Origin of the sequence: Candidimonas nitroreducens, from assembly GCF_002209565.1 — a bacterium.
Classification (GTDB): Bacteria; Pseudomonadota; Gammaproteobacteria; order Burkholderiales; family Burkholderiaceae_B; genus Candidimonas; species Candidimonas nitroreducens.
Genome location: NZ_NJIH01000008.1, coordinates 203,956 through 226,540, shown reverse-complemented (window position 1 = coordinate 226,540; position 22,585 = coordinate 203,956). Strand labels below are relative to the sequence as shown.

The 22,585-nt window shown below is 64.2% G+C and carries 20 protein-coding genes and 1 tRNA gene; 12 read left to right on the top strand and 9 right to left on the bottom strand.

Going from position 1 to position 22,585, the window contains the following annotated elements:
- The first annotated feature begins 69 nt into the window (after positions 1–69).
- Complete coding sequence (locus CEY11_RS15070; protein WP_088604219.1) at positions 70–684, top strand: helix-turn-helix domain-containing protein; 615 nt, start codon at positions 70–72, stop codon at positions 682–684.
- 265 nt (positions 685–949) lie between these two features.
- Entirely contained in the window at positions 950–4,738 is a 3,789-nt protein-coding gene (locus tag CEY11_RS15065; protein WP_233154899.1) for a DUF748 domain-containing protein, read from the top strand.
- Positions 4,739–4,829: 91 nt separating this feature from the next.
- Here CEY11_RS15065 and CEY11_RS15060 read toward each other — a convergent pair whose 3' ends face one another.
- Together CEY11_RS15060 and CEY11_RS15055 are read right to left on the bottom strand one after the other, a co-directional pair.
- Positions 4,830–8,153 carry an autotransporter outer membrane beta-barrel domain-containing protein gene (locus tag CEY11_RS15060; protein WP_088604218.1) on the bottom strand — a complete coding sequence of 1,108 codons (3,324 nt, stop codon included), beginning with the start codon at positions 8,151–8,153 and terminating at the stop codon, positions 4,830–4,832.
- Positions 8,154–8,701: 548 nt separating this feature from the next.
- Positions 8,702–9,154 carry a cupin domain-containing protein gene (locus CEY11_RS15055; protein WP_088604217.1) on the bottom strand — a complete coding sequence of 151 codons (453 nt, stop codon included), beginning with the start codon at positions 9,152–9,154 and terminating at the stop codon, positions 8,702–8,704.
- 183 nt (positions 9,155–9,337) lie between these two features.
- Between CEY11_RS15055 and CEY11_RS15050 the strand changes: the two genes are divergently transcribed.
- Positions 9,338–9,793 carry a hypothetical protein gene (locus CEY11_RS15050; protein ID WP_088604216.1) on the top strand — a complete coding sequence of 152 codons (456 nt, stop codon included), beginning with the start codon at positions 9,338–9,340 and terminating at the stop codon, positions 9,791–9,793.
- A 2-nt stretch (positions 9,794–9,795) separates the two neighbouring features.
- Here CEY11_RS15050 and CEY11_RS15045 read toward each other — a convergent pair.
- The 3 genes from CEY11_RS15045 to rnhA form a co-directional block, all read right to left on the bottom strand.
- A tRNA-Val gene (locus CEY11_RS15045) sits at positions 9,796–9,870 on the bottom strand.
- A gap of 180 nt (positions 9,871–10,050) precedes the next feature.
- Positions 10,051–10,764 (bottom strand): DNA polymerase III subunit epsilon, encoded by a 714-nt coding sequence (gene dnaQ, locus CEY11_RS15040; protein WP_088604215.1) that lies wholly within the window; start codon positions 10,762–10,764, stop codon positions 10,051–10,053.
- A gap of 29 nt (positions 10,765–10,793) precedes the next feature.
- Entirely contained in the window at positions 10,794–11,258 is a 465-nt protein-coding gene (rnhA, locus tag CEY11_RS15035) for a ribonuclease HI (RefSeq protein ID WP_088604214.1), read from the bottom strand.
- Positions 11,259–11,282: 24 nt separating this feature from the next.
- Here rnhA and CEY11_RS15030 point away from each other — a divergent pair, with 24 nt between their 5' ends.
- Positions 11,283–11,471, top strand: a complete 189-nt coding sequence (locus CEY11_RS15030; RefSeq protein ID WP_088604213.1) for a hypothetical protein — start codon at positions 11,283–11,285, stop codon at positions 11,469–11,471.
- On the opposite strand, the gene CEY11_RS15025 is transcribed toward CEY11_RS15030, so the two are convergent.
- Positions 11,446–12,195, bottom strand: coding sequence for a class I SAM-dependent methyltransferase (locus tag CEY11_RS15025; protein ID WP_233154898.1), 750 nt, complete (start codon positions 12,193–12,195; stop codon positions 11,446–11,448). The genes CEY11_RS15030 and CEY11_RS15025 overlap by 26 nt on opposite strands.
- A 20-nt stretch (positions 12,196–12,215) precedes the next feature.
- Here CEY11_RS15025 and gloB point away from each other — a divergent pair, with 20 nt between their 5' ends.
- From gloB to fabI, 3 genes are all read left to right on the top strand, one after another.
- Entirely contained in the window at positions 12,216–13,031 is an 816-nt protein-coding gene (gloB, locus tag CEY11_RS15020) for a hydroxyacylglutathione hydrolase (RefSeq protein WP_088604212.1), read from the top strand.
- Between the two features lie 7 nt (positions 13,032–13,038).
- A complete protein-coding gene (locus CEY11_RS15015; RefSeq protein WP_088604211.1) occupies positions 13,039–14,424 on the top strand; it encodes a transglycosylase SLT domain-containing protein in 1,386 nt (461 codons plus the stop codon).
- Positions 14,425–14,553: 129 nt separating this feature from the next.
- Positions 14,554–15,336 (top strand): enoyl-ACP reductase FabI, encoded by a 783-nt coding sequence (gene fabI, locus CEY11_RS15010; protein WP_088604210.1) that lies wholly within the window; start codon positions 14,554–14,556, stop codon positions 15,334–15,336.
- A 72-nt stretch (positions 15,337–15,408) separates the two neighbouring features.
- Here the strand turns inward: fabI and trhO are convergent, their stop codons facing one another.
- Positions 15,409–16,371 (bottom strand): oxygen-dependent tRNA uridine(34) hydroxylase TrhO, encoded by a 963-nt coding sequence (gene trhO / locus CEY11_RS15005; protein ID WP_088604209.1) that lies wholly within the window; start codon positions 16,369–16,371, stop codon positions 15,409–15,411.
- Between the two features lie 87 nt (positions 16,372–16,458).
- Positions 16,459–16,776 (bottom strand): pentapeptide MXKDX repeat protein, encoded by a 318-nt coding sequence (locus tag CEY11_RS15000; protein ID WP_088604208.1) that lies wholly within the window; start codon positions 16,774–16,776, stop codon positions 16,459–16,461.
- A 252-nt stretch (positions 16,777–17,028) separates the two neighbouring features.
- Between CEY11_RS15000 and CEY11_RS14995 the strand changes: the two genes are divergently transcribed.
- The 5 genes from CEY11_RS14995 to CEY11_RS14975 all read left to right on the top strand — a co-directional run bounded on the left by CEY11_RS14995 (position 17,029) and on the right by CEY11_RS14975 (position 20,913).
- Positions 17,029–17,775: a response regulator transcription factor gene (locus CEY11_RS14995; RefSeq protein WP_088604207.1), complete on the top strand. Its 747-nt coding sequence runs from the start codon at positions 17,029–17,031 to the stop codon at positions 17,773–17,775.
- Complete coding sequence (locus CEY11_RS14990; RefSeq protein WP_088604206.1) at positions 17,772–19,241, top strand: sensor histidine kinase; 1,470 nt, start codon at positions 17,772–17,774, stop codon at positions 19,239–19,241. The genes CEY11_RS14995 and CEY11_RS14990 overlap by 4 nt, the downstream gene beginning before the upstream one ends.
- A 50-nt stretch (positions 19,242–19,291) precedes the next feature.
- On the top strand, positions 19,292–20,002 hold the full coding sequence (queC, locus tag CEY11_RS14985) for a 7-cyano-7-deazaguanine synthase QueC (RefSeq protein WP_088604205.1): 711 nt from the start codon (positions 19,292–19,294) through the stop codon (positions 20,000–20,002).
- 53 nt (positions 20,003–20,055) lie between these two features.
- Positions 20,056–20,550, top strand: a complete 495-nt coding sequence (locus CEY11_RS14980; RefSeq protein ID WP_088604204.1) for a surface-adhesin E family protein — start codon at positions 20,056–20,058, stop codon at positions 20,548–20,550.
- A gap of 183 nt (positions 20,551–20,733) precedes the next feature.
- Positions 20,734–20,913: a hypothetical protein gene (locus CEY11_RS14975; protein ID WP_088604203.1), complete on the top strand. Its 180-nt coding sequence runs from the start codon at positions 20,734–20,736 to the stop codon at positions 20,911–20,913.
- A 149-nt stretch (positions 20,914–21,062) separates the two neighbouring features.
- Here CEY11_RS14975 and CEY11_RS14970 read toward each other — a convergent pair whose 3' ends face one another.
- Entirely contained in the window at positions 21,063–22,061 is a 999-nt protein-coding gene (locus CEY11_RS14970) for a LacI family DNA-binding transcriptional regulator (protein WP_088604202.1), read from the bottom strand.
- Positions 22,062–22,585: the final 524 nt, after the last annotated feature.

Below are 22,585 nucleotides of genomic sequence, written 5' to 3'. Positions count from 1 at the left end.
ACGGCGCTACCCGGCGTACCGATTCTTGATGCTTAATATATGCACTCTTACTCATTTCAGGAGTGACCGATGCCCGCTAAACAGGCCCAGCCTGGCGAGTTGACGGATCGCATTCGCATGGGCCAGCGCCTGCGCGCCTTGCGCAAACAACGCAAGATCACCTTGAAGTCCCTGTCTGCGGCCTCCGGCGTCGCGCTGTCGACCCTGTCCAAGATGGAATTGGGCCAGGTGTCCATCAGCTACGAGAAATTCGTCGCCGTGTCCCACGCGCTGGGCGTGGACATCGGGCATTTGTTCATCGGCGCGGGCCTCGAGCCCCGCGCGCCGGTACCGGCAACGCCCGGCACACCATTCATCCACGGCGATTTCGCTGGTGCGCCCAGCTATGACACCGGCAACTACGATTACCGCCTACTGGCCGGCAATTTCCCCGATCGACGCATGACGCCCATGTTTGGGCGCATAGCCGCTCAGCGGCGCGAACAATTCGATGACTATATACGGCACTCCGGCCAGGAATTCATCACAGTGCTGTCGGGAGCCGTGGAGCTGCATTTCGAAACCGGGGAAATCCTTGCGCTGAAGTCCGGGCAGTATGCATATTTCGACAGCGGCATTGGACACATCTATTTATCTACCGACCGCCATGCCGCAGAAATCATGGTCGTCATGACGGAGCCTTGAGCGAGCCCGGGCCTACCAATCAGGGCACTTTCACCTGCCGTAAAAACACAGGCCGCGGAACGACGGGACTGTAAGCCATCGACGCCTTCTTGATAAAAACAGTTACACCCTAACAATACAGCAATAGTAAATATCCCCGCTCTTCCGTGGACGATCTGCAAGCCATCGGGGGATAATTGGCCGAACCACGCGCGGGGTGCCGATGCCTGCGGGACGAGCGCGTGGCACAACCAGCCAGAGGGGAATGCGTGCGATGCAGTTGCGGATGCCAGTTCTGAAATTCAGCCGGCGCTTGGTGAAGATAGTTGCGGGCATCGTGCTTGCGCTGCTCATCCTGGCCGGCCTGGCGGCCTGGGGGGTACCGAAGCTGACGCACAAGCTGCTCACCCATAATGTGGCCGAGCTGCTGGGCCGCCAGGTCGATGTGGGCGAAATCCACTTCAACCCGTTCACGCTGGCGCTGCGCGCGCAGGACATTTCCATCAGGCAGCCCCAAGCGTCTTCCGCACAGCCAGCGTCTTCCACCACATCCACACAGCCCGCAACTTCCTCTGTACAGTCTGCCAAGCAGCCACAATCGTCTTCAGCACAACCCGCGCCCGCCCCCAGGGGGGCGGTATCGTCCGCTACACCGCACGAACAGTCCGCCACACAGTCCGAACCATCGTCCGCACAAGCAGCCTCTTCCCCGAAACAAGCCGCAACGGCGCCGCTGCTGCAGATCGGCGAGATCGATGTGCGCGTGGCGTGGCGTTCGCTCGTCATGTTCGCGCCGGTGATCGACCGCCTGCACATCGAGCGGCCTCGCCTGGCCATGGTGCGCACGGATGCGACGCATTTCAATTTTTCCGATATCGTCGACCGGCTGGCCCGGATGTCGGCCGATCAGCCCGAAAAGCCTGAACAGGCCTCGGACAAGCCGCCCCGCTTCTCCCTGAACAACCTGACGCTGGCCAACGGCTCCGTCAGCCTCGACGATCGCGTTACCGGCCATCACCAGGAAGTCGACGATCTCTCGCTCGGCATTCCCTTTATTTCCTCGTTCGGCTACGCCACTCATATCGACGTGCTGCCCGCGGTGCACATGCGCATCAACGGCAGCCCCTTCGACCTGACGGGCACGGCGCGGCCGTTCGACACCGTGCCGGCGTCCACGCTGGATGTGACGCTACACGGCTTGGCGCTCGACAAATGGGCCGACTTCTGGCCCATGCCGCTGCCCGTCAAAGTCAAGAGCGCCCTGCTCGACTCGAAGCTGCAGGTGGTGTTCGAACAGCCCGCGGGCGCCGCGCCGCGCATCCGCATACAAGGCAGCCTGGGCCTGCGCAAGCTCGACGTGGCCGAGGCCTCGGGGGCGCCGCTGCTGGCCTGGGACAGCCTGGATGCGGAAAACATCGCGGCCGACCTCGGCGCGCACACGCTGTCGGTGGGCACGGTAACCTTGAAGAAGCCGCAAGTGGAAGTACACCGCGACGCCAAGCAACTGAATTGGCAGCGCGTGGCGCAGGGCTTCGCCAAGCTGGGCGGCCATACGCCAGCCGCCGCGGGCGCCAAGCCCAAGCCCGGCGCTGCCCCACGCCCCGCCGCCGCAGCCGCCGGCTCTCCACCAACAGCCGCCGCAGACCCCGCCGCGGCAAACCGCCCTTCAGCAGATCCCGCCACGGCAGCATCCTCCACAGCATCCGCGGCCTCGGCTTCGGGCCCCGTGTCTGCCGACTCCACCACGAACGCGAGCAAGCCCGCCGCAGCGGGCACCGCCGGCAGCAAACCGCCGTCGGCCCCGGCCCGTCCCGCGCCAGCCGGCGCCACGCCCCCCGACTGGAAGGTCACGGTCGACACCTTCAAGCTCGATGGCGGGCAGGCGCATGTGCGCGACGAGCCGCTGGGTGTGGACTATCCCGTAGACGGCCTGCGCGTCGAGGTCGCACACATCGCCCTGCCGCAGGCCGCGAATCAGCCCATGCAGGTGCAAGTCGGCATCGACAACAGCCACGACGGCAGCTCGCTGCGCGCCGAGGCTCCGGTCATACTGCAGCCTCTTTCAGCCCATGCCCAGATCCAGCTGAACAATCTGGCGCTAATGCCGTTCGCGGCAGCTTTGCGCCATTTCGCGCCCATCGCCCTGCAGGACGGCCGGCTGAGCATCGCGGGCAAGGTCGACGTGGCGGCATCGCACGTCGAAGCCCGCGACGTGAAGCTGGGCCTGCAGAAACTTGCCGCGCGCGACGAGTCCGTCAAGCCCGCGGTGGGCCTGTCCATCGGCTCGCTGGAACTGCAGGCCGATCGCCTGGCCCTGGACGCCAAGCCCACCGGCTTCACCCTGAAGGCCGACGGCATTCAAAAACACGGCACCCTGGCGCTCAAGGGCTCGCTGACAACGCAGCCGTTGTCGCTGAAGACCTCGGTGGATCTGGCCAATTTCGATGCAGCCTCCCTGGCGCCGTATATCGCGTCGAGCCTGAACGCCACCATACGCAGCGTGTCCCTGGGGGCGAAGGGCAACGCCGAATTCGCGCCGGCGCAAGGCGGCAAGCCCATGCAGGCGGACTGGCGCGGCGCGTTTCAGGTCAATCATCTCGACCTGCTGGATCGCGTCAACAAGGCCAAATTTCTCTCGTGGAAGCAGCTGAGCCTGAAAAACATGCACGTCTCGATGGCCGGCAGCAAGCTCGGACTGGGGCTGGGCGACATCGTGCTCGACGACTTCTACGGCAACATACTGCTGAACGACAAGGCGCGCCTGAACGTCATGGACGTCATGGTCGAAAAGGGCAAGGCCGGCGGCTCCATCACACAAGACACACAGACCCGCCGCCACAAGTCCGCAGCAAGCAAGGCCGCCGCGCAGCATGGCGGCGGGCCCGACATTTCCATCCACAGCGTCACGCTCAAACGCGGCCGCATGCTGTTCAACGACCATTTCGTACGGCCCAACTACCGCGCCGAACTGTCGTCCATCGACGGCACGCTCACAGCCGTGTCCTCGTCCAAGCCGACTCCCGCGCAGGTCAAGGTCGCGGGCCGCGTGTACGGCACGGCTCCGTTCTCCGTTTCGGGTACCGTACAGCCCTTCGCGCGCTATCTGGCGCTGAATCTGAAAGCGACTGCCAAGGGCGTGGATCTGCCCCGCTTCACCACCTATTCGTCCAAGTACGTGGGCTATGCCATACAGCGCGGCAAGCTGTCGGTCGACTTACACTATCAGATCAAGAACCGCGCCCTGCAGGCCAGCAACCGGGTGCAGCTCAACCAGCTCACCTTCGGCAAGCAGTCCAACAGCCCCGACGCGCTCAAGCTGCCGGTGCTGCTGGCCGTCGCCCTGTTGAAGGATTCCAGCGGCAATATCGACATCAATCTGCCCGTCTCCGGCTCGCTGGACGATCCGCAGTTCTCGGTGGGCGGCATCATCCTGAAGGTGATCATCAACACACTGACCAAGGCGGTGACCGCGCCCTTCAAGCTGCTGGCCTCGGCCTTCGGCGGCGGCGAAGACCTGTCGTATATCGAGTTCGAGCCGGGCAGCGCGGCGCTCGACGACAAAGACGAATCCAGCATCGCCACCCTCGTCAAGGCTCTGGACGACCGCCCCGCGCTGAAGATGGACGTCATCGGCCGGGCCGACCCGAAAGCCGACGAGAGCGGCCTGCGCCAAGCCTGGCTGGATCAGCAACTGCGCCGCGCCAAGGCCAAGGACACCGCCGGCTTCGGCAAGAAGCCCAACCCGGGCAAGATCACCCTGACCGATGCCGATCGCGCCAAGTATCTGAAAAAGGTCTACAGCGACACCAAGATCAAGAACAAGCCGCGCAACGCCATCGGCTTCGCCAAATCACTGCCGCCCGAGCAGATGAAGTCCATGCTGCTGGCCGCCGCCCCGCTGGGCAAGCAGGCGCTGAATGCCCTGGCGCAGGCTCGCGCCCAAGCCGTGTACGAACAGATCACGGCCAGTGCACCGAACCTGGCCAGCCGGGTGTTCATCGTGGCGCCCAAAACGGATGCCGGCGACGACAAAGACGGAGGCCCGGCCACGCGTGTGGATTTCGCGCTGCACTAAGCCGGGCCGCGCGCTGCAAGGCCGCCGCTTTGCCGGCACGAACCACGCCGCACGGCAGCAAGGGCGGCATGCTGCGATGCGCGGCCAGGTGCTAGAACCGCCGCGCGAACGTAAGGCTGCCCGCGACCGACTGGTAGCCCGAACGGAACAGCTGGCTCGACACATTGGCGCCCACCGTGAACTTCTTGCCGACCTCATAGGACAAGCCGGCGGCCAGGCCCAGGGCGTCACGGCCCACCAGCTTGTTGCGGCTGGTGAAAGGAGCCTGGGGATAGCCGGCGAAGGCAGCCTGCTGCACGTAGTCGTTGTCCAGCAACTCGTGATCCCAGGTGACCTGCAGCCTGGCGGCCAGCTGTGCACCGCCGGGCCGAGCCAGGTTCAGCGTGGCGTCTACACCAACGCTCGACCTGAGTGAGTCGAAGTGGACGGACGAGAGCTGCAGGCGAGTGGCGTCGCTGCCCGACTCGGTCAGGCTCGGGCGGTTCAGCCGCGTATAACCCAAGGTGGCCAAGGGGCCGGCACTGAGCGCCTGGCTCAAAGCCCAGCGGTAGCCGCCGCCAGCCATCAAAGTGCCGGTCAGGGATGTCCAGTCGGCCTGGTTCTTGGCCGTGTAGCCATCGATGGACAGGCGCCGGGTGTAGTGAGCATCTTCAATGCCCACTTGACCCAGGCCAAACGCATAGGGGCCGGCGGCGGGATCCGGCGCGTAAGCGGCCTGCAGGCCCAGATTGAAAGCGGTGCTGCGGCCCGAGGCGTTGTAACCGTCGTTGACGTCGACGGACTGGCCGCTGACGGCGCCGTACACGCCCCACGACCAGGCCGGGTGCCGGCTGTCGAGCTTTTCCGCGCCGAAAGTAAGCCCATAGATCGAGGCATCGCGGCCTATCAGCGTGCCGTGCGCGTCCTGGCTGGCGCCGCCGCCGAACGGCGTGGCAAAGCCGCGCCATTCGTCGCCGGCCGTCGTGCCGCGCCGGGAGCCCAGGATACGGGCGCCGATCTGACCGGCGATCTGGCGTTCGCGATCCAGCGAGCCGGCTGCCATGGCGCTATAGGCCTCGGGCGTAAGCTGATCCAGGGCGCCGGCGATGGTGCTGCCATCGGGCGCCGAAAAGTCCAGCGCCTGGTACAGCGGCTGAATGTCGCGGCGCGCATAGCCCGCAACGGCATCCAGCGCGCGGCCAGCCCGGCGCGCATTGTCGTTCAGCGCGTACTGGCTGTAGGCGTTGTTCTGGCGCGTGATGCCCAGCCGGTAGCTGTCGCCCGCCAGCATGCTTGCCGAGGACAGCAAGGTCGGCGACGCAAGTAAGCTGTTCACCGACGAGAATGCCCCGGTGGTGGCGCCGGCCGGCACCAGCTCCGCCAGGCTCAGATCCAGCGTGGTGCCGCTTGCATACCAGTCGGCAACGGGTGCCAGGGTCAGCGTACCGGCCAGCTCGGCCGTGCCGCTGACGGCCAGGGTGTCGTGCGCGCCGTGGTTGTCGACTTCCATCAGCAGCTCGCCGCCGGCAGCCTGCTCGTAATCGCCATTGATGGTGATGGTGCCGATGGAATTGCCGGGGCTGACCGTGCCGTAATTGACGAAACCTCCGTCGGCATTCAGCGTATAGGTACTGTTGCCGCCCAGAGTAGCGCCCGAACCCACCACCACGCCGTAGAGTTCCTGAGTGCCGTTGAGCGACGTGCGCCCGCCCTTGGCGGCCACGACCAGGTTATCGATGCCCTGGATGTCGCCGTCGTAGCGCATGGCAAAGCCCGGGTCGGCCCGGCCCGTGGCGCGGCCCTGGCTGTCGGGCTGCAAGCCGAAGTTGATGAAGGTCAGGCGTGGCTCGCCACTGCTGTCCCGCTGGTTGTAGGCAGAGTAGATATTGCCCTCTATGCGGGCGCCGCGCATGACGTTGATGTTGTTCACCAGCGCATTGCCGGATATATAAATGGCCGCGGCGCGGCCCGCCACGCGGCCGGTCAGGTCGAAGTTGTCGACCAGCGCACCGCTCAACTCGGGCAGGGGCGCCCGGCGCACGCCGTCCTCCACGTAGATGTATGAGCCCCGATAGTCGGACTCGTTGCCCAGCGCGTTGTTGCCGAAATCGAAACTGGCGCCTATGCCCATATCGCCCATGGCCTGCACATCGCCGCGCAGCACCAGATTGTGGTTCTTGCCATAGGCGAACATCAGGCCGCGCCCGTTCAGGCCGTCGGCGTAGACGCGGGTACCTGGCTGCACCACCAGGGTGTTGCCGGCGCCGTCCACGCGCACGCCCGCGCCGCCCGGCCCCTGGGTAAGCAGATCGGCCTGTTGGTAGACGGTGTCGTTGCTGCCGTAGATGTGCAGGCCCAGCCCCAGGGTGGCGGTGTTGTATTGACCGGGAATGTAGGCGGTGCCGGCGGCGTTGCGCAGGAAGTAGCCGTTGTTGTTGACCAGCTGCAGGCCGCTGCCGTAGACGGAATAGCCGAAGAAATTGCGCCGGTCTATGTCGTAGCCCAGATCCTGCATCGCCGCCAACTCGGCTTCCATGAATTGCGTGTAGTTGCGATAACTCTGGTGGCTCATGAGGCTGTTCTTGAGCTCGATATGACCCATGTAGTTGTCGTCGATGCCGCCCCGCTCTCCGTGTATGCGCACCGGCACGCCGGGCATGGCGCCGGCCAGCACTTCCTGCACGTGTGCGCCGGTGAAATAGCCCTGATCCTTGCCGACGTCGAAGCTGTCGGCGGTGTAGGGGTTGTTGCAGTCCGAACAATAAATGGACTGCCCGGGCCTGGCGGGGTTGCCGTTGTCATCGCGCAGATGCTGGCCCCAGGAATCCAGGACATTGCCGAAGTATGGCGTGTTCGAGCCCCGCCCGTACTTATCGGAAGCGGCTCCTAGTATGCCCAGGCCGTGCGCCAGCTCGTGGAATGCCACGGCGGTCAGGTCGACGCCGATGTATGCACGCGGCAATTGCGAAGGCACGTATGACGGCAGATTGTCCCAGGTCATTCGCCCCATGACGAATTGCCCGTGCGAGCCGAAAGTCAGAGAGGGACTCGTCATGCCGAACAACACGCGCTGCAACTGAGTCAGGCTGGTCTGCCCCTCGGGCACGGGCGCACTGTTGCCATAGGCATTCTCGTCCTCGACCGTGCCGATGTTGATGATCGCCGGTAGCTGGCCGGGCGTGGGCTGGATGATTTCGGCCCAGCGCTTCAAGGCTTCCGTGATCTTGTCCTTTTGCAGCGAGTTCAGGTTCCAGGTGGAGTGCAGTATTTCGCCCTCCTCGCCCATGACCGGGCCGTCGCCCACGTCCATGAAGCGGGCCAGAAAGGTGGGCTGGTCGCCGTGGCCGTAGACCGGACGATTTTCCAGCGCCTGCGCGGCATGGCTGACCAAGGCAAGCGATATTGCCAGGGCTAGCCTGTTTCGTAGAAGTTGCATGATCCCCCTGTTCCAATCAGCGGCAATGATTTGCCTGTAGTCTTGTGGCCTTGCATGCGGCGTTGCCGATTCATTGCTTGCCGGCCCGGCAAGCAAGACTCTGCGTCGTCTTGTTTCCACGCGCGCCGGGCCTTATGCCGCAATGCAGCAATGCAGCAATGCAGCATCGAAAAGCGATGCCGGCTATTTTTACTATATGTGATATGTATTTACAACGATTTGATAAAAATTAAATACCAAAAGTTGTGGAATCTGCGCCGTGGTGGAACCGGCGCCGCGACGCACGGCTACCCGGTCGCGAATCCGTACGAATTCCCATACAACGCCCGCATGAAAACAATAATGATTATTATTTCTAATGTTTGGGCACATGCCCGTAGAGAGCCACGGCGCGCGACTCGGAATTCTTTGTGGTCGACACTTGACCAGCGCCGCCTTACCGTAGCGTGACCATCGTGAAGAGCCGCTCCTGTAGCGGAGCCTGGTCGCCGTACCAGAGAGAAATTTTTTATTCGCTCGTCACAAAAGCATCACAGGACGGAGACCCTTCACTTGACGGGCGCAGCGGGGACGGGAACCAGTCCGTATCGGGACATGACCGTTATCAGTTTGCCCAAGTCTGGCGCTCCGCCGGCGTTGATGATGGCACCGACATCTCGGAAATACTGAGCGCCAATATCCGGCGAAATTACAATGAGCGCCCGGGCGGTGTCCTGGTGCGGGTTGCTGAAACTATGGACGGCTCCGCGTGGACTGAACATGCAATCGCCCGGCGCCAGATCCCGAACAATGCCGTCGACGGAATACCGGAGCGTGCCCGCCAGACCGTAGACACATTCTTCGTTGCGCGTGTGGCTGTGCGGCGGTGGAACATGCGCTCCGGCCGGTACAGTCAGCTCGAATACCCCCATTTCACCCTTGTGCGAACCGTCGACGAGGTATCGGATCCTCAATTGACCCACCTCCATGACATTGCTTGCAGCTACATTGTCCGACCCCATGCTAGCCCCCCAGGCGGAACGCCGCCATCGTGAAGAATGCCCATCATGAACCGCTACATGCCGGCAGGCAATCCGGTTCTTCGCCGACTACGGCCTGTCTTTCTCTGATCGAGTGGCACTGCCCGGGCGTTCACCATGCATAATTGACTACGCCTATACACCCGGAATACCAAGGGGACTCCCATGCAGCTTATCGCAATCGTCCTGCTTATGATCGTATTGCCCATCGTGTCGATCATCCACGACGTGGCCGGCGGCCACGCGGGTTTAGTCGACGCGCTCGGCAAATGGTTTGTGTTCTGGGGCGTCGGATGGCGCCTTGCGAGCGCCGCCATCCACCAGCTGATACGGCCTGGGTTTACCGCAAAAGGCATATTTGAAATCAACGACCCAGCGGCGAACAAGCTCGTTCTGGAAATCGGCTTTGGCAATCTTGCGCTGGGCGTGCCGGCAATCGCAAGCCTCTATTACCCTGCGTGGGTGCCCGCCCTTGCCCTGGGAGGCTGCATTTTCTTCGGCCTGGCCGGCATCCAGCACGTCAAAAACAAGGCATCAAGCCGCGCCGAGATTGCCGCCATGGTATCGGATCTAGGCCTGGCAGCGATCTTGCTCGTCTACTTAGTTATGCACAGGCTTTAGTTTGGTGGGCGGTACTGGGTTCGAACCAGTGACCCCTGCCGTGTGAAGGCAGTGCTCTACCACTGAGCTAACCGCCCCTTTGGCCGTGGATTGGGCGTCTTGTTTAGACGCCCTGGCCTTTGGGAAGCAAAAAATTATAGCATCTAATTCAGGTGCCCGAATGTGTACGCGATCGTCGCCCTTCTGCGGCAAACGTCGTCTTACGAGCCTCGTTCCCACAACACAAGCTGTGCGGCCTGAGGCCTCGGATCGAAGCCTCAGGCCGAAGCCTCGGCACGCCAGACGCAGGGTTTGCCGGCCGCCTTGTCCAGGGCGTCCAGGTAGGCCTCATGTTCGGTCAGTTCCTCGGCACTGGCCCGGATGACGGGCAGGCTGGAAGCGTCGAATTTCTCGGTACGCACACCCTGCACCCCCGGCGTGCTGCCGGTCTGCTCGAAATCCATCAGCAGGGCATCCTGGCCACGGGTCATGGCCAGCCACACCTCGGCCAGCAATTCCGAATCGAGCAAGGCGCCGTGCAGGGTGCGGTGAGCGTTGGAAATACCGTAGCGCTCGCACAAGGCGTCGAGCGAGTTGCGCTTGCCCGGATGCAGTTCGCGGGCGTAGAGCAGTGAATCGGTAATGCTGCCGCACAAATCGTCGAACGGGGGCCGCTTTATCTTGGCAAATTCAGCGTTGAGGAATTTGCGGTCGAATGGGGCGTTGTGGATGATGATCTCGGCGTCTTTGACGTACTCGGCGATCTGGTCGGCCACTTCGGCAAAGCGCGGGTGGCCCGACAGGAATTCGGTGGTCAGGCCGTGGATCTGCAAGGCCTCGGGGTCGCTGTCGCGATCGGGGTTGATGTACAGATGCAGATGATTGCCCGTCAGGCTGCGGTTGATCATCTCGACGCAGGCGACCTCGATGACCCGGTGGCCTTGCAAAGGATCGAGGCCGGTGGTTTCGGTATCCAGGACGATCTGGCGCATGGGAAATCCTTATATTCCAAAAAATGATTTTAGCGTCGCTGGCCGCCGAACTGCGCCGCGCCCTGGTTGGCCAGTTGATCGGCGCGTTCGTTGCCCGGGTCGCCGGCGTGGCCCCGCACCCATTGCCAGCTCAGGCTGTGCTCGCGTACCAGGGCTTCCAGTTCCTGCCACAAGTCGGCGTTCTTCACCGGCTTCTTGTCGGCTGTAAGCCAGCCGCGCCGCTTCCAGCCAGGCAGCCATTCGGTCATGCCCTTCTGCACGTATTGCGAATCGGTATGCACCACGACGGTGCAGCGGCGCTTGAGCGCCTTGAGCGCCTGGATCACCGCCAGCAGTTCCATGCGGTTATTGGTGGTCTGCGGCTCGCCCCCGTACAGGGTCTTCTCGTGCCTGCCCTGGCGCAGCAGCACCCCCCAGCCGCCCGGCCCGGGGTTGCCCTTGCAGGCACCGTCCGTCCAGATGTCTACTTGCCCTTCATTCGCATTATTCGTCATTGCTTGCGTTTTGCGTATTACGACATGTCACGTATTGCGGCGGCCGCCGGCCGCCCACGCGCCCTGATCGGACGCGCTTCGGGCTGGCACTATACCGCACAGCAAGCCGCCGCCGGCGCGGCGCACAATGCTGTGGGCAATGCGGCAAACGGCAGTGCGGCAAACGCCGCGGCGCACGGCACGGCGATCAGCAATCCGAATGGCGGCTGGTGACCACTGCCTCGCGCCGCACGCGCTTCTTCTTGCGCTTCCAGGCCGGGCCCACCAGCCGCATGGCCGCCACCCGCTTGACCGCCGACACCACGTAAACGGCGCCGCACACCGGCCACCAGCGGTCGCCGGCGGCTTCCATGAACGACCAGCGCTTCAGCCATTTGTCGGTCTGGCAAGGCGGGGCATAGCAGCCGAAGCGGCCGCGGTCGACCTCGAAGGCCAGCAGTTTGAACCAGTCTTTCAGGCGCGGCAGCGATACCTGCAAATGAGTGGCCACGGGCATCAGAGGTTCCAGCCCCGGCACGCGCTCGCGTGCGCCCCACAGGCTCCAGGGATTGAAGCCGGAAATCACCACGCGGCCTTCGGGCATCAGCACCCGTTCGGCTTCGCGCAGGATCTGGTGGGGATTGCTGGAACATTCCAGCACGTGCGGCAGCACCAGCAGATCCAGGCTCTGGCTCTCGAAGGGCAGGTTCTCGGGGTCGGCCAGCAGCGCCATGGGCCGCGCCGCCAATGCCGCGTCTTGCAGGACATGCGTATAAGCCTTGTAGGGCACGCGGTTCGACTGCAGCAGATCCCATTCGGGCAGGCCGATCTGTACCGCGTGATAGCCAAACACGTTGGCAACCATGGCGTCGACCTGGCGCTGTTCCCAGGCCTGCACATATTGGCCGGCCGGCGACCCCAGCCACTCGGCCAGCTCTACAATAATGGACTGATCCAAAGACCCGCGTCTCCCTGACTATGGCACATACAATACCCGCCCCTACGCCGGGCCAGACACAACTTGTTCCCGTCCCGGCACTATCCGACAACTATATATGGATGGCCTACCGCGGCAAGCACGCCGCCGTGGTCGACCCGGGCGAGGCCGGCCCGATAGAGCAGCTGCTCGACCAGCACGGGCTGACGCTGGACGCCATCCTGCTTACCCACCACCACGGCGACCACGTCGGCGGCGCCCGGGCGCTGGCCGCCCGCAGCGGCGCCACGGTCTACGGCCCGGCCCGGGAACAACTGCCGGTCTGCGATCGCAGGCTGGCGCAAGGCGATACTATTTTCCTGGAAAACCTGGATCTGCGCTTGGAAGTGCTGGACATACCCGGCCATACCGCGGGCCATATCGCGTATTTTGGCCGCATGAACCAGGGAAAACCCTTGGTTTTCTGCGGCGATACGCTTTTTTCGGGGGGCTGCGGGCGATTATTTGAGGGTACCCCCGCACAAATGTATGATTCTCTGGGTAAACTTAGGGCTTTACCGCTGGATACACTTGTTTGCTGTGCTCACGAGTACACTCTAGCAAATTTGCGCTGGGCACTTCAAGTCGAACCCGGTAACGTCGCTCTGCAACTATGGTGGGAAGCAGCGCAAGGCCTGCGTGCGCAAGGCCTGCCCACCCTGCCCACGACCATAGGCGCCGAGCAGGACTACAACCCTTTTTTACGCAGTCAGCAGGAAAGCGTGGCCAAGGCCGCCCGGATCCACTCCGGCACGCGGCTGGACTCGGCTATAGCGGTTTTCACGGGTTTGCGTGCATGGAAGGATCACTTTAAATGAATCGCCGATGAAATTCCTGCGACTATTCATACTGCTAGTCACAGCCGCACTGGCCGGCTGTGCCGCCAACAATACGCACCAATACGCTTGGCAAAAGCATAGTTACTCCGCCGCCGAGACATCGCGCACCGTCGACCTGACCCATCCGCCCAAAGATATCTGGGATCGCATCCGCCGCGGCTTCGCCATCCCCAATCTGAACAACGACCTGACCCAGTACTGGACGGACTACTACGCCTCGCACCCCGAGTCCATAGAGCGCATGAGCGCGCGCGCCAGCAAGTATCTGTATTACGTAGTCCAGGAAATCAACCGTCGCGGCCTGCCCACGGAACTTGCCCTGCTGCCCTTCGTGGAAAGCGCCTACGATCCCACCGCCTATTCGCGCGCCCACGCCTCGGGGCTGTGGCAGTTCATTCCCAGCACCGGGCTGCACTACAACCTGCAGCAAACCTGGTGGCGCGACGAACGCCGCGACCCGGTGGCCTCGACCAACGCCGCGCTGGACTACCTCAGCTACCTGTACCAGCTGCAGGGCGACTGGTACCTGGCCCTGGCCTCGTACAACTGGGGAGAAGGCTCGGTACAAAGGGCCATGAGCAAAACCGCCAGCAATGGCGACTTCGTCGACTACAGCTCCATCAATATGCCCGACGAAACGCGCAACTACGTACCTAAGCTGCAGGCCATCAAGAACATCATCGCCAACCCGCAGAAGTACGGCATCGTGCTGCCCGAAATCAGCAACACGCCCTACTTCACCACGGTACAAAAGTCGCGCGACATGGACATCGCCGTGGCCGCCAAGCTGGCGGAAATGTCGGTCGACGACTTCAAGGCGCTCAACGCCTCGTTCAACCGCCCCATTATCCTGGGCGAACACCACCCCACCCTGCTGCTGCCGGTGAACCGCGTGGATATCTTCAATGCCAACCTGGAAGCCTACAAGGGGCGCCTGAGCTCATGGCAGACCTACAAGGCTCACCGGGGCGAATCGTACGCCACCATCGCCAAGCGCCACGGCATGAGCGTGGCCCAGCTGCAGGCGGCCAACGGGATCAGCGGCCGCAGCACCAGGGTGGCCCGGGTACTGCTGGTCTCCAAGCCGGGCAACGACGCCGGCGGCGGCAGCATACAACTCGCGTCGCTGGAAGTTCCAGCCGAAAAAGAAAGCTCGGTACGCGTGACGCACGGCAGGCACAACGACATCGTGATCCGGCGCCATAGGGTCAATGTCCGCACGCACACGGTACGCCATGGCGACACCCTGTATTCGCTGGCCAGGCGCTACAACACCAGCGTGCAGGAATTGCGCCGCCTCAACAACCTGAAGGGTGGTGCGCTGGCGATCGGCAAGCGGCTGCGGGTGCCGGGCACGGGCGTGCGGGGCTGACGCAGCAAGCAATGCGGGCATAAGCCGGCCAAGCCGGGTGTGCGGCGCCAAGCGCCCGGCACGGGCCCGCCCGGCCCGTGCGCCGCGGGCCTCGCGTCGACTGAACCACTACACAACAAGGATCACACCATGGGTTTCCTGAACGGCAAGCGCATCCTGGTCACGGGCGTGCTTTCCAATCGCTCGATCGCCTACGGCATCGCGCGCGCCTGCCACCAGCAAGGCGCGCAGCTGGCCTTCACCTACGTAGGCGACCGCTTCAAGGATCGCGTCAGCGAATTCGCCGGCGAATTCGGCAGCAATATCGTGCTGCCCTGCGACGTGGCCGACGACGCCCAGATCGAAGCCACCTTCAGCGCGCTGCAGTCCAGCTGGGACGGCCTGGACGGCCTGGTGCACTCCATCGGCTTTGCGCCGCGCGAGGCGATCGCCGGCGACTTTCTCGAAGGCCTGTCGCGCGAAGGTTTCCGCGTCGCCCACGACATCTCGGCCTACAGCTTCCCGGCGCTGGCCAAGGCCGCGCTGCCCCTGCTCAAGGGCCGCAACGGCTCGGTGCTGACCCTGACCTACCTGGGCTCCGAGAAAGTCGTGCCCAACTACAACACCATGGGCCTGGCCAAGGCTTCGCTGGAAGCCAGCGTGCGCTACCTAGCCAGCGCGCTCGGCCCGCTGGGCATACGCGCCAACGCAATTTCCGCCGGCCCCATCAAGACCCTGGCGGCCAGCGGCATCAAGGACTTTTCGTCCATCCTGAAGTTCGTCGAGGCTCACGCCCCGCTACGCCGCAACGTCACCATCGAAGACGTGGGCAATGTCGCCGCCTTCCTGCTGTCGGATCTGGCGGCAGGCATCACGGGCGAAATCACCCACGTGGACGCGGGCTTTTCCACCGTTACGCCGGGCATGGAATAAGGCAAGCGCGGCGGGCCGCCGCGCCAGTGCCCGTACTGCCCGGGTTCGCCATCGCCGGCGAACGGATATGTATCAATCCTGCCGACCGGGCGCCGGGCTCGCAGTGTGCGCAGGCGGCACGCCCACGTGCCTGGCGCCGCGGCCGCGCGCCAGGCCGACTTGCTTCTGCCTCTCGGCGAATCGCTCTTTGCGGGCATCGTCGTGCTTGTCGTGGCAGCGAGGGCAGCTGACGCCCTCGACATAGAATTCGGAAAGCCTGTCCTGCTCGCTGACAGGCTGGCGGCAGGCGCGGCACAGGCCATAGCTGCCCTGCGCCAGGCCGTGCACCACCGACACGCGCTCGTCGAAGACAAAACATTCACCCCGCCAGCGGCTGTCCTCGGACGGCATGTCTTCCAGGTACTGGAGTATGCCGCCTTGCAGATGGTAGACCTCGTCGAAGCCCTGCGTGCGCAGATAGGCGGTGGATTTCTCGCAGCGTATGCCGCCGGTGCAGAACATGGCCACCCGCGACTTGCCGCTGAGCACGCCGCCGGGCTGCGACTGGCGCCGCACCCAGTCGGGGAATTCCGAGAAGCTCGCGGTATGCGGGTTCACCGCGCCGGCAAATGAGCCTATCGACACCTCGTAATCGTTGCGCACGTCCACCACCACCACCTGCGGATCATCGACCAGCCGGTTCCAGTCCTGCGGCTCGACATAGGTTCCCGCCATGGACTCGGGTTCGATGTCCGGCACGCCCATGGTGACGATCTCGCGCTTGAGCTTGACCTTCATGCGGTAGAACGGCATTTCCGCGGCCCAGGACTCTTTGTGGGACAGATCGGCCATGCGCGGGTCGGCGCGCAGATGCGCGAGCACGGCGCGCACGCCGGCCTGCGGCCCGGCTATGGTGCCGTTGACGCCTTCCGCGGCCAGCAGCAAGGTGCCCCTGACGCCGCGAGCCTCGCAATATTCCAGCAGGGGAGCCCGCAGCGCGGCGTAGTCCTCGAGCCGGACGAATTTATATAGTGCCGCAACCAGGTATTTCGACATGAGCAGGAAAAAGCGTATGTGGAATAAAAAGACAAAAGCCCCGGAACCCTGCCGGGCCGGGGCTGCGCCATTTTAACGCCCGAGCTCCTATTTGCTCATGCCGTTCTTGCTCATGCCACTCTTGCTCATGCCTTCGCCGCCCGTGGCATTCTTGTTCATGGAGTTCTTCGACATCGTGCCCTTGCCCATGGCGTCCCTGCCCATCGATCCTTTCTCCATACCGCTCTTGGACATGTCCGTTTTGGACATGCCTTTCTTGGACATGCCGCCCTTGGACATGTCGTGGCTCATCATGCCCGATTTCGACATGGAGTCTTTGTGCATGCCGTCGGCGGCGACGGCGGCCGTCATGGCGCCCAAGGCCAGAATGGTGGCGGCCAGGGCTGGAATGGCGATTTTCTTCATGATGCGTCCCTCCTGGGGATGTAGTAGTGGACAAACTCTTGCTCCATTTCCGAGATGGTGGCGCCCGCAGAGTCCCCGAAGGGCGACGACTGCATTATTCCTCGCCCCTGTTCCCGAAATCCTCACGGAGAGTTAAATAAATTGTGATAATTACCGAAGCCGGATATGCGCATAATGGAACCGCGAGACGCGGGGCACGCAGCCATCCGCATGCCGCCCCGGAAACAACGCCCCTGCCTTCGACCTAATTCCATGGACGCCAGCAAACACATACTCGTGGTGGAAGACGACCGCCACATTGCCGAGCTGCTCTGCCTGCATCTGGGCGACGAAGGCTATGACGTCGTGCACGCGGCCGATGGCACGGCGGGCCTGCAGCTGCTGGAAACGGGCAGCTGGGACGCGCTGGTGCTGGATCTGATGCTGCCCGGCATGGACGGCCTGGAACTCTGCAAGCGCGCCCGCGCCATGGCTCGCTATACGCCCATCATCATCACCAGCGCGCGAGCGAGCGAGGTGCATCGCATTCTGGGGCTGGAACTGGGCGCCGACGACTATCTCGCCAAGCCATTTTCCATGCTGGAGCTGGTGGCCCGCGTCAAGGCGCTGCTGCGGCGCAGCGATGCGATGGCGCGCGACCTGCGCGCCGACGCCGGCACGCTGGAACTCGACGGCCTGCGCATCGATCCGCTGGCCCGCGTCGCCAGCCTGCAAGGCCAGCCCATAGACTTGACGCCACGCGAATTCGACCTGTTGTACTTCTTCGCACGCCATCCCGACCAGGTATATTCGCGCCTCGACCTGTTGAACCAGGTCTGGGGCTATATGCACGACGGCTACGAACACACGGTCAACACCCACATACACCGGCTGCGCAACAAGATCGAGGCCGACCCGGCCGACCCGCGGCGCATCCTCACGGTATGGGGCCGCGGCTACAAATTCGCCGCGGCGCCGGCAGCCGCCGGCCCAGGCGTGTCTTCGGGGGCAAGGCCTTGAATCGCCTGACGCTGAGCCAGCGCCTGTCGGCGGTGTTCGCCGTGCTGCTGCTGGCCTGCTGCGGCGCATCGGCGTGGCTGCAGATCGCCGGCAGCACCCGGCACGAACAAGAGATCGTGCAGCGTGTATCGCTGGATCTGGCGCGCCAGATCGCCGGTAGCAGCCAATTGATGGACAAGGACGGCCTGCGGCCGCAGGCCGTGCGCCGGCTGTTCTCGCAGTTGATGGCGGTCAACCCCAGCGTCGAAGTCTACTTGCTCGGCCCGCAGGGCCGCATCATGGGCAACGACGCGCCGCCCGGGCACCTGAAGCGCGACAGCGTCGACATCGCCCCCATCCGCCAGCTGCTGGCGGGCGCGCCGCTGCCGGTGCTGGGCGACGACCCGCGCAGCCTGCACGGACGCAAGGTGTTCAGCGCCGCCCCGCTATATATCGATGGCCGCGATCACGGCTACATCTATGTGGTGCTGATGGGCGAGAACCGCGACGCCCTGGCCGCCGACCTGAACGCCAATTCCACCCTGCACACCATCCTCTGGTCGATCGCGCTGGTGGCGCTGCTGGGCCTGATCGCCGGCTTGACGGCCTTCCGCCTCATCACCCGGCCGCTGCGCAAGCTGACCGCCGCGGTACGCGACTTCGACAGCGGCGATGCCGCCGCGGTGCTGCCCCCGGCGCCGCGCCCGAACGGCGGCGAACGCGACGAGATCCTGGTGCTGCGCCAGGCGTTCGGCCAGATGGCGCAGCGCATCAGCGACCAGTGGGCCGAGCTCAGCCGGCAGGATCAGCAACGCCGCGAAATCGTGGCGAACATTTCGCACGATCTGCGCACGCCGCTCACCTCGCTGCACGGCTATCTCGAGACCCTGCTGCTGAAGGCCGATACGCTCGATGTCGCCGAACGCCGCCGCTATCTCGAGATCGCCCTGGGCCAAAGCCGCAAGGTAGGCCGGCTGGCACAAGAACTGTTCGAGCTGGCGCGCCTGGAATCGGGCCTGGTGCGGGCCGAGAAAGAAAACTTCTCACTGGCCGACCTGGTGCAGGACGTATTCCAGAAATTCGAGCTGGCCGCCGAGGCGCGCGGGCTGCGCCTGCATGCCGACGTGCCGCGCGCCCTGCCGCCGGTAAGCGCCGACCTGGGCATGATCGAGCGCGTGCTGACCAATCTGCTGGACAACGCAATCCGCCACAGTCCAGCGCCCGGCACCGTTCGCGTGGCGCTGCAGAACCGCGGCGCCGGCGTGCGCGTGCAAGTCAGCGACGAAGGCCCCGGCATCCCCGCGGAATTGCGCGAAACACTGTTCGAAAGGCCCTCGGCCTTCAGCCGCGGCAACCACGAGGGCGGCGGGCTCGGCCTGCTGATCGTGCGCCGCATCCTGCAACTGCATGGCAGCGACATCCGCCTCGAACCGGACACCGGCAATGGCGCCGCGTTCAGCTTCGAACTGGCGTCGGCGAGCCCCTGACTCCGGCCCCGCCGCCGCACCACCGCAACCACACGTACTCAACCACCACCATGCACAACCAAGCACTCGTACTTTTCTCGGGGGGCCAGGACTCCACCACCTGCCTGACCTGGGCGCTGCAACGCTATGCGCGCGTCGAGACCATAGGCTTCGATTATGGCCAGCGTCACGCCGTCGAGCTCGAATGCCGCAAGACCGTGCGCGAAGCCCTGTGTGCCGCGCGCCCCGACTGGGCTGAGCGCCTGGGCGAAGATCACATGCTGGATCTAGGTGTGCTGGGCCGCCTCAGCGACACCGCACTGACCAGCGACGCGCGCATCGAGTTCGAGCGCAACGGCCTGCCCAACACCTTTGTGCCGGGCCGCAATCTGCTGTTCTTCACCTTTGCAGCGGCGCTGGCCTATCGGCGCGGCCTGTCTGTGCTGGTGGGCGGCATGTGCGAAACCGATTATTCCGGCTACCCCGACTGCCGCGACAACACCCTGAAGTCCTTGCAGGTATCGCTCAGCCTGGGCATGGACAGGCCGCTGGTAGTGGAAACCCCGCTGATGTGGCTGGACAAAGCCGCGACCTGGCGGCTGGCCGAACAGATCGGCGGCCCGGCCCTGGTCGAACTGGTGAAAGAAAGCACCCATACCTGCTACCTGGGCGAACGCAGCAAGCGCCACCCCTGGGGCTACGGCTGCGGCACCTGTCCGGCCTGCGAATTGCGGGCCAAAGGATATGCGGCCTATATGCGCCCCCAGAAAGACACATATTGATACGGATTTGCGACTAGAATAAGCACCTGCCTTCCATCGCTGGCTCGACTTCCGTGATCAGATTGCTGCCTATTGCCGGACTCTGCTTCGCGGCGAACGCGTTCTGCGCGCCGTCGTGGGTGCCGCTGACCGTACCCGGCAGCACCCGCTATCTGGTCGACTCCGGCTCGCTGCGGCCCGGCGGCGATGCCACCACGGACATCGCGGTGCTGGCCGAATTCCCGCAGCCGCTCGCCGCCGCCTTCGATGCACGGCTGCATTACCGCTCGACCATTACCGGCTACCGCATCGATTGCGCCAACCGCTACGCATGGGTGCTGAACGTCAGCTATTACGCTTCCGGCGATGGACGGGGCCGGTCGCTGAAGCATTACGCGTTCAGCCAGCCGCTGCGCCAGGACATTGTTTCCTGGGGCAGCCTCGACAGCGTCGCCGCGTACGCCTGCAAGAACACCGATGCCGGCCCCGCGCCGCCGCGGCTCGAGGACATGCGGCCCACCATCATCCAAGACTCGCGCCACAGCCGCTACGCCACCGGATCGCAGTGACGCACCGCGCCCGCACGTTACAGCCGCTATGCAATTATCACAGCCGCGTACGCCCTGGCATCAAATGATTTCCATCGTGGACAGGGCCTGAAGCCCGAGCGGACAATGTATCCACAGGCGACACGCACCCCTGGTTCGCGCCGCCCTCGGCAATCACTACAACACAATCTGCAAAGGAAATCCATGATCAGAATATTCATACTCGCGCTTTCCGCACTGGCGCTGTCCGGCTGCATAGTCGACGGGCACAGGGGCCACGGCTACGATCACGACTACCATCACGACAACGACCGCGGCCACTACAACTGTCCCCCGGGCGGTTGCGGCCACAACCCCGGTGACAACGGCAATTGGCACCGCTAGCGTCTTGTCTGGCTAATCGACGGGCTTGATTCGGATGGACGCAGCGTCCAGGCGACGCCCAAGCCGCAGCGATCAGCACCAGCTATCGTAAGGCCAAGCCCGGGGCCGGGCCTGCGGCTCTTGCGCGGCGGGCTCGCATGCCGCGAGGCTCAGCTCGCGGCGGGGGCACACGATTCGCCCTCGTGAAACTCATGCGATAGCGTCAGGCTGGCCGCCGGGTCGAGCGCGCGGCCCTTGCCCAGCGCCTGCACGATCAGCTGCACGCCGCGGCGCCCTATCTCGCGATTCGGCTGCGCGATAGTGCTGAGCACCGGGGTGAGATCGCGCCCCAGCTCTATGCCATCGAAACCCACCACCGTCAGGTCGCGCGGCACTTCCAGCCCCGCCACGTGCGCGGCGCGCAGGCAGCGTATGGCCAGCAGGTCATTGGAGCACACCAGAGCGCTGGGACGCCTTGCCGCGCCCAGGAACTGCGCCAGCCGCGACACCACGGCATCCATGAACGGCACTTCCACGAGATCGTAGGCGTCGAGCCCGCATTCCCGCATGCCCGTGACATACCCCCGATAACGCTGCTGCGAGCGGTCGGAGGCGGCAAGCTGGCCACTGACCATGGCAATGCGGCTGTGCCCCATGCCGGCCAGCCGGTGTATCAGCTGCCCCATGGCTCCCTCGCAATCGACCGATACACAAGGGTGATCGGCATGACGGTTGTACAGCAGCACATAGGGCAGGCTGCGCGCCTGCAGTTTTACCAGCTCTTGCGAGGTCTGGGGGTTGGACACCACCAGGATCATGCCGTCCACACTGTAGGCCAGCAGCCGGTTGACCGCGGCCTCTTCGCCGGCCAGCTGGTAGTCCGTGGTCATCGGCACGATGGAATAGCCGTTGGCCGCGGCCATTTGCGCGATGCCGTCCAGGCATTCGGCGAACACCGGGTTGAGCAGCGTGGGCAGCACCACGCCCAGCACCTTGCTGAACTGGCGGCGCAACGTCTGGGCGCTGGAATTGGGCACGTATCCGAGTTGCGTAGCGGCCTGCATCACGCGCCGGCGGGTTTCGGGCGCAACCTGGTCGGGCGCGTTGAACGCACGGGAAACCGTGGCGATCGAGACTCCCACTTGCTCGGCGACGTCTCTGATGCTCATGAATGGCAGCTGCCTGCAGGGATTCGAGATTCCGTATTATTGCGCATCCGCGGCCATGTACGGGAGCCGCGCCCTGTCCTCGCCCCCCGCCGCGCCGCTGGCGCAAGAAGCGCTGCGCGCCGTCGCACGGGGCTCAGCGGCTCCAGCCGGAATGCCGGCCGAGGGCCTTGCGGCCCGCTTCAAGAGCAGGCGGCGCTTGCCGAATGAACGGCCCGAGCCGTAGATAAAGACAAGGCCAATGCCGGGCAGGCGCCCGGCGCACGCGGGAACGAATTCATGCCTCACTCCTTGATGACTGTGTTTTTTATAAATGTAAACGTTTTAACTCTCAATTCAAACACAATCAATAAGCAAGTCATCAAGCAAACGATCCCTGTCGAGCCATAAGCAGCAGGCGCCCACAACCCCCGAAATGGGCATCGGGGCGCCACGGCTGCCGGAATGCATCAATGCCAAGCCCCGGCTCGAGGGCCGGGGCCCTTGGGCTCCCGTTCGGGGCTGCATATGGGGCGAAATGAAACGGG